Source organism: Bradyrhizobium sp. Leo78, from assembly GCF_059512425.1.
On the sequence record NZ_JCAMOT010000090.1, the window covers coordinates 1 to 8,707 of the forward strand.

Below are 8,707 nucleotides of genomic sequence, written 5' to 3' on the forward strand. Positions count from 1 at the left end.
TCTGCAGCTCTTCACGCCCAAAGAATGCGCAAGCTACTTGGCAAACTCAGGATATGCACGAACCTAACTTCATCGCGCTCTAGCAGCCGAGACCTCGCAGGAGGCGCTGCTCTCCCTGATCCGGCGGCTGAACGCCGACGACGAGGTCGATGGCATTCTGGTTCAGCTCCCGCTACCGTCGCACATCGACACCGACACCATCATCCGGTCGGTCGATCCGGCGAAGGATGTCGATGGCTTCCATCCTGAGAATGCCGGACGCCTGATGCGCGGGCTTACCAGTCTCGTCCCCTGCACCCCGCTCGGTTGCATGCTACTGCTCCGTTCGGTTCATAGGGGACTGGCGGGCCAGCACGCAGTGGTGGTCGGGCGCTCGAACATCGTCGGAAAGCCGATCGCCCAGCTTCTCCTGCAGGCTGATTGCACAGTGACGATGACGCATTCGCGCAGTCATGATTTGCCGGGACTTTGTCGTCAGGCCGATATCCTGGTCGCCGCGGTCGGCCGACCGGAGATGGTCCGCGGCAGCTGGATCAAGTCCGGCGCGATCGTCATTGACGTCGGCATCAACCGTTTGCCGGCAGAAGGCGGGGCCAGAGGCCGGCTGGTCGGCGACGTTGCCTTCGGAGAGGCCCGGGACGTTGCCAGCGCCATCACTCCTGTTCCCGGCGGCGTCGGTCCGATGACGATCGCATGCCTGCTGCGAAACACGCTGCAGTCCGCCGTCGAACGATCGGGCAAGAGCTAAGCCTATCGAACACTACGCGGACCGGTCGGCCGGAGATCCGGAACACCAATCTACCTAACCCCATCCGTCGCCGGAAGGCACAGTGAACCTGTGATTTCCGGCTTAGCTGACGCCCCTCAGCAGTCCAGTGTGGTTTCGCGCTCCCATGCCGTCAAATGGCGTGCATACGAATTCCATTCGTCGGTCTTGAGCTTGACGTAGCACGGTACGAACTCGCCCAACTTATCCGACAGCACCGATGACGACCGCAGTGCTCGGATCGCGTCGAGCAGGTTCAGCGGCAATTTCTTGCCGGCCTCGACGGAATGACCGTCCGTATACATGTTAATGTCGAGACGACTGCCGGGATCGCGCTGGTTGTCGATCCCGTCAAGCCCTGCGGCGAGCAATCCTGCCTGCAGTAGATAAGGATTGACCGCGCCGTCGGCGAGGCGGACCTCAAAGCGGCCGCCCTCGGGAATACGGATGAGATGGGTGCGGTTGTTTCCCGTATAGGTTACCGAGTTCGGCGCCCAGGTCGCTCCAGACGTCGTGCGTGGCGCATTGATGCGCTTGTAGGAGTTGACCGTCGGATTGAGCAGAGCCGCCAGCGCATCGGCCGAGTGCATGATGCCGCCCAGGAACTGATAGCCGAGCTTTGACACGCCGAGTTCGCCAGCTTCGTCCTCGAACAGATTGCGGCCATCGCGCCACACCGAGACGTGGGCGTGGCAGCCGTTGCCGGTCAGGTCGACGAACGGCTTCGGCATGAAGGTTGCGCGCAATCCGTGTTTCTCCGCGATCGAACGCACCATGTATTTGAAGAATGCATGGCGGTCCGCGGTCTTCAAGGCCGAGTCGAAATCCCAATTCATCTCGAACTGGCCGTTCGCGTCCTCGTGATCGTTCTGGTAGGGTTTCCAGCCAAGCGACAGCATGCAATCGCAGATTTCAGCAATGATGTCGTATCGTCGCATCAATGCCTGCTGATCGTAGCAGGGTTTTGGCTGGTGATCGGCATCATCGGAAATCCCGGTCCCGTCGCGCGAAATCAGGAAGAACTCGCATTCGACGCCAGATTTCAGCTCAAGGCCCTTGGCGGCGGCATCGGCGACCAACCGCTTCAAGAGATTGCGCGGCGCTTGCGCAACCGGCTTGCCGTTCATCCAAGGATCTGCGGCAAGCCAGCCGACTTCAGGCTTCCATGGCAACTGGATCAGGCTTTCCGGATCCGGCATCGCAAACATGTCGGGGTCGGCCGGCGTCATGTCGAACCATGTCGCGAAGCCTGCAAAGCCCGCCCCGCTCTTGAGCATGCCGTCGATCGCTGCAGCTGGCACAAGCTTGGCGCGTTGCACGCCAAACAGGTCGGTGTACGAGATCAGAAAATACTTGATGCCCCTCTCTTGCGCGGTGGCATGAAGACTATCGGCCATAGTTACCTCTTTGATGCGTCAACCCCGGCATCGAAACTTGCAGTCAGTTGGATTCGCGCGCTGCGTGTTCGCTATTTCGTTATTCCCGGAATCCAGTTGGTACCGGCGAGCGGCACGCCCGCCATCGCCGCAGCCTCGATCGACAAGGCGACGAGGTCTTCCGGTTCGAAATTGTGCAGATGGCTCTTTCCGCAGGCGCGCGCGATCGTCTGCGCCTCGAGCGTCAGCACCGAGAGATAATTTGCCAAGCGCCGGCCGGCCTTGACCGGGTCAAGTCGTGCCGCCAGCACTGGATCTTGCGTGGTGATGCCGGCAGGATCCAATCCGTCCTGCCAGTCGTCATAGGCCCCGGCAACGGTGCCCAGCTTTTCGTACTCCGCCTGCAGCTGCGGATCATTGTCGCCAAGGGCAATCAACGCCGCGGTGCCAATTGCCACCGCATCCGCGCCGAGCGCCAGCGCCTTCGCAACGTCGGCGCCCGTGCGGATGCCGCCGGAGACGATCAGCTGCAGCTTGCGGTGCAAGCCCAGATCCTGCAACGCCTGCACCGCGGGTCGAATGGCCGCCAGGATCGGCAGGCCTACATTCTCGATGAAGACCTCCTGGGTTGCGGCTGTGCCGCCTTGCATACCGTCGAGCACGATCACGTCGGCACCTGATTTGGCAGCAAGCGCGGTGTCATAATAGGGACGGCTGGCGCCAACCTTGACGTAGATCGGCTTTTCCCAATCGGTCAGCTCCCGCAACTCCTCGATCTTGATCTCAAGATCGTCAGGCCCGGTCCAGTCCGGATGCCGGCAGGCTGAGCGTTGATCGATCCCTTCCGGGAGGGTGCGCATCTTGGCCACCCGTGGTGAAATCTTCTGGCCCAGCAGCATGCCGCCACCGCCGGGCTTTGCACCCTGCCCGATCACGATCTCGATCGCATCAGCCCGTCTCAGATCGTCCGGGTTCATGCCATAACGCGACGGCAGATACTGATAGACCAGGATGGAAGAATGACCGCGCTCTTCGGCGGTCATCCCGCCGTCGCCGGTGGTGGTCGACGTTCCAACCGCGGAGGCGCCGCGTCCCAGCGCTTCCTTGGCCGGCGCCGACAGTGCGCCAAAGCTCATTCCCGCAATGGTGACGGGTATCTTGAGCTTGATCGGCTTCTTGGCGAAGCGCGTGCCCAGCGCAACCTCGGTTCCGCATTTTTCGCGATAGCCTTCGAGCGGATACCGCGAGATTGAGGCACCTAGGAACAGAAGATCATCGAAATGCGGCAGCGCACGCTTGGCGCCGCCGCCGCGGATATCGTAGATGCCGGTCGCGGCGGCGCGCTGAATTTCAGCGATCGCCTGCGGGCTGAAGGTAGCAGAAAACCGAGGCGGTGTACGATGGGGCGGCGGGGCGGTCATCAGAAATCCTGCTCAGTAGGCGTCGACGTTGTCGATGTGGAAGTGATAAAGGCGGCGAGCGGAGCCGAACATCTTGAAGTCATCGGGGCTGATCGAATCGTTCAGGTCCGCACGTTTCAACAGTGACTTGAGAATCGACTTATCTTCCGCCGACATCTCTTTCTCGATACAGTCGGCTCCGAGGCTTGCTACGCTGCCGCGCACGAACAGGCGGGCTTCATAGATGGAGTCGCCGAGCGCATCGCCCGCATCTCCGAGCACGACGAGATTGCCGGCCTGCGCCATGAAGGCACTCATCGGCCCAATCGAGCCTTTGACGACGATGTCGATGCCCTTCATCGAGATTCCGCAGCGCGCGGACGCGTTGCCGTCGACCACGAGCAAGCCGCCGCGGCCGGTCGCTCCGGCAGCCTGGCTCGCGTCTCCTTTGACACGAACCTCGCCCGACATCATGTTCTCGGCAACACCGACGCCCGCATTTCCCGAGACGACGATCGTCGCTTCCTTGTTCATGCCGCCGCAATAGTAGCCGACGTGCCCCTCGATATCGATCGTGATCGGCGCATCGACGCCGCAGGCGATCGCATGCTTTCCACCCGGATTGGTCACGACCCAATGGGTTTCGTTGGTGGAAGGCGGCAGCGAATGAAGGGCCGCGTTGAGTTCGCGCAGCGGCGCCTTAGCGAGATCAAAAGTTGACATCAGGCGCGCTCCCACGCGTAGACGGTTGCAGGCTTCGGCTCAAAGAGATTGGCTTTGTCGACGCCTGGCAACATCGCGAGCGCGCGATACTCCGAGCCAAACGCCACATAGTCGTTGGTCTCGGCCATCACCGCCGGCTTGCAGGAAATCGGATCGCGCAACACGGCAAATCCGCTCTCCGTACCCACAACGAAAGTGTAGAAGCCATCGAGATCAACGAGACTTTGCGTCAACGCTTCCTTGAGCGAGGCGCCCTCCCGGATCTTCCAGCTGAGATAACCTGCTGCGACCTCGGTGTCATTTTCGGTTTCGAATGTCATACCTTCGCGACGCAGGACACGACGCACACCATTGTGATTCGAGAGCGAACCGTTGTGAACGAGGCACTGGTCGAGGCCGGTCGAGAACGGATGAGCGCCGCGCGTGGTCACTGCAGATTCCGTCGCCATGCGGGTGTGGCCGATGCCGTGGCTGCCTGCCATCCGGGCCAACCCAAACCGCTGCGCGACTCGCTCCGGTAGACCGACCTCCTTGTAGAGCTCCATTCGCGTCCCAGCCCCGACAAAGCTGATGTCGCCATGTGCAGCGATCCAGCCGCGCGCCTGCCGTTCCTTGCTCGCAGGGAGCAAAATGACCGCGTGCGTGTCCCGAAAAGTCGAAACCAGATTTTCTCCGAGAGCGCGCCCAAGCTCCGTGAGCGATCCGCGCAGCGCGGTTTCGCTCGCGCCACTCACCGTCAGCTTCACACATCCCGTTTGGCCATCGCCATAGACCGCGAAGCCCGCGCTGTCGGGACCGCGATCGCTCATCACGGCCAGCATGTCCGACAACATCGCCCCGAGCTCCGGCTCAAGCTTCGGCTGCTTCAGAAACAGCCCTACGATTCCACACATGACATCCTCCGCAACGGGGGTTTGCGCCCATGCACCCCGAAGAATTACTCTAAAGAATATTTCTTTCTCGTCAAGAATATCGATGTCCGGAATTTGGAAATCGGCTCACCTAGCTCCCGAAACAGTGTCGCGGCGGCACGATACGATCGTGCTGCCGCGACAATCTCGAAAGCTCGAAATCTCAGCCGTGAATCGCCTCGCCATGCAGCGCGAGATCCAGGCCGATCTCCTCGTTTTCCTTGCTGACACGCAGACCGATCGTGAGATCGATCAGCTTGAGAAGAACGAAGCTGATCGCGCCGGACCAGACTAGGGTCATGCCGACGCCTTCGAGCTGGAGCAGGACCTGACCCGGGTTGCCGTCGACTAGGCCGGCCTTCCCGGTGCCGCCGATCGCGGCGACCGCGAACACGCCGGTCAGAATGGCACCCAGGATGCCGCCGACGCCATGGACGCCCCAGACGTCGAGCGCATCGTCATAGCCAAAGGTGTTCTTTAGACCCGACACGCCCCAGTAGCATGCGACGCCGGCGGCAAAGCCGATGATCAAGGCGCCGCCGACGCTGACGAAGCCGCAGGCCGGCGTGATGGCGACGAGGCCCGCGATCGCACCCGAGACCGCGCCGAGCAGGCTTGGCTTGCCGCGCATGATCGCTTCCACTAGGCTCCAGGCGACGATCGCCGCCGCAGTCGCGCCATGGGTGTTGATCATCGCGATCCCCGCCGAGCCCCCTGCAGAGAGTGCGGAGCCAGCGTTGAAGCCGAACCAGCCGACCCACAGCAGGGCGCCGCCGATCATGGTCAGGAGCACATTGTGCGGGACGACGGCGTCGGTGCCGAAATCCTGGCGCTTGCCGATCATCAGGGCGGCAATCAGGCCGGCGATGCCGGAATTGATATGCACCACCGTGCCGCCCGCAAAATCAAGCACGCCGGCATCGGCGAGGAAACCACCCGGCCCCCAGACCATATGCGCGATCGGGGCATAGACCAGCACCAGCCAGAGCGACAGGAACAGCATCGCCGCCGAGAACTTCATCCGGTCCGCAGGGCCACCCAGGATGATGACGGGGGTGATGATGGCAAAGGTGAGCTGGAACATCACGAACACGAATTCGGGAATGGTCTGTGCCGCCGGCGCCAGCGTGTCGGGCGCGATCCCCTGCAGCATGAACTTGCTCATGCCGCCGAAGAATGGATTGCCTTCGGTGAAGGCCAGGGTATAGCCGATCACGATCCAGATCACCGACAGAATGCCGGCCGCGAAGAAGCACTGCATCAAGACGGCAAGCACATTCTTCTTGCGCACCATGCCGCCATAGAACAGCGCAAGGCCAGGCACCAGCATCATCAGCACCAGCAACGACGAGGTCAGCATCCAGGCCGAGTCGCCGGAATTCAGGACCGGAGCCGGCGCCGCCGGCGCAGGCGTTGCGGATTGTGCCAGCACCTCGCCGAGGCCGGCCATCAGGAACACAACAGCAGCGAGGGCTGTGTCACGCATCTTCTGCATTGGTACAATATCTCCCTAAGAGCCTAGGATTTCGGATTGCCGCGTTTTGGACTTGATCAGTCGAGGCTTCGCCGAGGCAGATCGAAGCCTTGAATCGATATTCTTGATGCGCTGAAACCGCGGCTGGTCATCGCACCGCGCGATGCGGCGAGCCGAATTGCCGGCAAGTTTCGATCTGATGGGTCGAAGGACAGCGATGATGAACTTCATTGGCGCTTCCACTGCTTGCCGGAGGCAAGTTTCTTCACAGGCAACAAATGTTCATACAAGTCTCGTGCCAGTCTTTTTCGAAATTGGAACTATTATTTCTCCAAAGGAAATACGATTGAAGCCCGGCGGGTCCTGATCGGGACGTGGGTGCAACGCCCTTTTTGGACGGCCGCCCCTGGCGAGAATCCAGGCAACAGGACAGTTTTGTGGCAGCGCGGAGGGATCACCTCCCGGCACGGGCTCCGCACATTGGGAATCGGCCGCAGCCGGCGATCGCTGTGGGAAATCGTCGCGAAAGCTGCGGGCAGCTAGCCGTGATTGCGGGGGCGCAGTATAGAGGACATTGTTGCTTCATCCGGTCGGCGCGGCCGCCGCGCTCGCGCTGCAAGGCCGAAGGCGCAAACTCAGCGAGGTTTCATCGTGGCGAAAGGCGCCAGCAAGCGTTCGACAGCCGACGCGCCGCGGCAAGAAACGGAGCTCCTGACCGGTTCGCTAGCTCCGAAGGAAGTAACCCCCACTCTTGAATCCGAAATTGGAGCCGAAGTCCGTCGACTGAGGAAGGAGCTGGATCTCACGGTCATGGAGCTCGGTGCGGCGGCTGGTATTTCAGCCGGCATGATGTCCAAGATCGAGAACGGGTCCATCTCGCCCTCTCTGGCGACCCTATCAGCCCTGGCGAAGGCCTTGAATGTACCGATCGGCCGTCTATTCCGCGAAAGCACCGAGCAACGTGATTGCTCCTTCGTGAAGGCGGGCACGGGCGTCCGGATCGAGCGGCGCGGCACCAAGGCCGGGCACCTCTATGACCTGCTCGGGCACAGCGTCGGCGGCGATATCGTCGTCGAACCCTATTTGATTACGCTCAAGGGTGACGCCGTTCCCTACACCGATTTCCGGCATGCCGGTGTGGAGTTCATCTACATGCTCACCGGCAAAGTGCGCTATCGACACGCCGATCGTAGCTATCTGCTCGAGCCCGGCGACGCGCTTTTCTTTGACGCGGCCGCCCGTCATGGGCCGGAAGAGCTCGTCAAGGCGCCGATGACGTATCTCTCGATTATCATCTATCCGCGGCGAAGCTGACATCGAGCGTCCGCGCGGTGTTTAGACGCCACCTTTCCCATCTGTTCATCCGATGCGCGCCGGTCCGAGTTGCGGTCTTATCGCTGGACATCGAGCCCAAGTTCTGCGCGGACGGCAATTCAATTGCGGCGGTCACGCAGATCGGTTCGCGGCGATGCTTTCGAAAATCTTCACCCGGAGCTGGTTGAACGTCTCGCTGGTCACGAGAGCGGTCGTACGTGATCGCGGCAGGCAAACTCGGAGCTCCCTGACGATCCGGCCGGGACGGGCGGACATTACATAAACGACGTCAGCGAGGAAAACAGCCTCGTCGATGTCATGCGTGATGAAGAGGACGGTCTTGCGATATTTCTCCCAGACGTCCAACAGCAACTGCTGCATCTGGAGCCGCGTCTGGGCGTCGAGCGCCCCGAATGGTTCGTCCATCAACAGCACTTCGGGCCGCATCAACAGAGCCCGCGCAATGCCGACTCGCTGCCGCATACCGCCCGATAACTGGTCCGGCAGATACTTCTCGAAGCCAATTGAGGCCGACCGCCGCGATCAATTCTTTAGCCAGCGGCTCATACTTGTGTGTACCGAAAACTTGTCCGAGTTGATGATGTGACGGATTCGGCTAAGTTGGCGGGATGATCGGGCTTCTCTGTTTCGTGCGGGCCGTCGAGGCCTCGCCGTTCAGGTCGAGGTTGCAGCTTGAAGCTGAGAACGCGGCGCTTCGACATCAGTTGATGGTCTTGCGGCGG

7 protein-coding genes and 1 pseudogene are annotated in these 8,707 nt (G+C 61.3%); 2 read left to right on the forward strand and 6 right to left on the reverse strand.

Features of this window, described 5'->3' with window-relative positions:
• Window positions 1–79: 79 nt before the first annotated feature.
• Window positions 80–748, forward strand: a pseudogene (locus AC5ZG1_RS42620) (bifunctional 5,10-methylenetetrahydrofolate dehydrogenase/5,10-methenyltetrahydrofolate cyclohydrolase); the annotation flags it as partial.
• A gap of 116 nt (window positions 749–864) precedes the next feature.
• On the opposite strand, the gene glnT reads toward AC5ZG1_RS42620, so the two are convergent.
• From glnT to AC5ZG1_RS42645, 5 genes are all read right to left on the reverse strand, one after another.
• Entirely contained in the window at window positions 865–2,163 is a 1,299-nt protein-coding gene (gene glnT / locus AC5ZG1_RS42625) for a type III glutamate--ammonia ligase (protein WP_496136394.1), read from the reverse strand.
• A gap of 71 nt (window positions 2,164–2,234) precedes the next feature.
• Window positions 2,235–3,563 (reverse strand): FMN-binding glutamate synthase family protein, encoded by a 1,329-nt coding sequence (locus AC5ZG1_RS42630; RefSeq protein ID WP_456645573.1) that lies wholly within the window; start codon window positions 3,561–3,563, stop codon window positions 2,235–2,237.
• A gap of 12 nt (window positions 3,564–3,575) precedes the next feature.
• Window positions 3,576–4,265: a GltB/FmdC/FwdC-like GXGXG domain-containing protein gene (locus tag AC5ZG1_RS42635; protein ID WP_456645574.1), complete on the reverse strand. Its 690-nt coding sequence runs from the start codon at window positions 4,263–4,265 to the stop codon at window positions 3,576–3,578.
• Window positions 4,265–5,158: a class II glutamine amidotransferase gene (locus AC5ZG1_RS42640; RefSeq protein ID WP_456645575.1), complete on the reverse strand. Its 894-nt coding sequence runs from the start codon at window positions 5,156–5,158 to the stop codon at window positions 4,265–4,267. The genes AC5ZG1_RS42635 and AC5ZG1_RS42640 overlap by 1 nt, the downstream gene beginning before the upstream one ends.
• A 181-nt stretch (window positions 5,159–5,339) precedes the next feature.
• Complete coding sequence (locus AC5ZG1_RS42645; protein ID WP_464348614.1) at window positions 5,340–6,671, reverse strand: ammonium transporter; 1,332 nt, start codon at window positions 6,669–6,671, stop codon at window positions 5,340–5,342.
• Window positions 6,672–7,301: 630 nt separating this feature from the next.
• Here AC5ZG1_RS42645 and AC5ZG1_RS42650 point away from each other — a divergent pair.
• Complete coding sequence (locus AC5ZG1_RS42650; protein WP_456645577.1) at window positions 7,302–7,964, forward strand: helix-turn-helix domain-containing protein; 663 nt, start codon at window positions 7,302–7,304, stop codon at window positions 7,962–7,964.
• 132 nt (window positions 7,965–8,096) lie between these two features.
• Here AC5ZG1_RS42650 and AC5ZG1_RS42655 read toward each other — a convergent pair whose 3' ends face one another.
• A complete protein-coding gene (locus AC5ZG1_RS42655; protein ID WP_456645643.1) occupies window positions 8,097–8,390 on the reverse strand; it encodes a hypothetical protein in 294 nt (97 codons plus the stop codon).
• Window positions 8,391–8,707 lie beyond the last annotated feature (317 nt).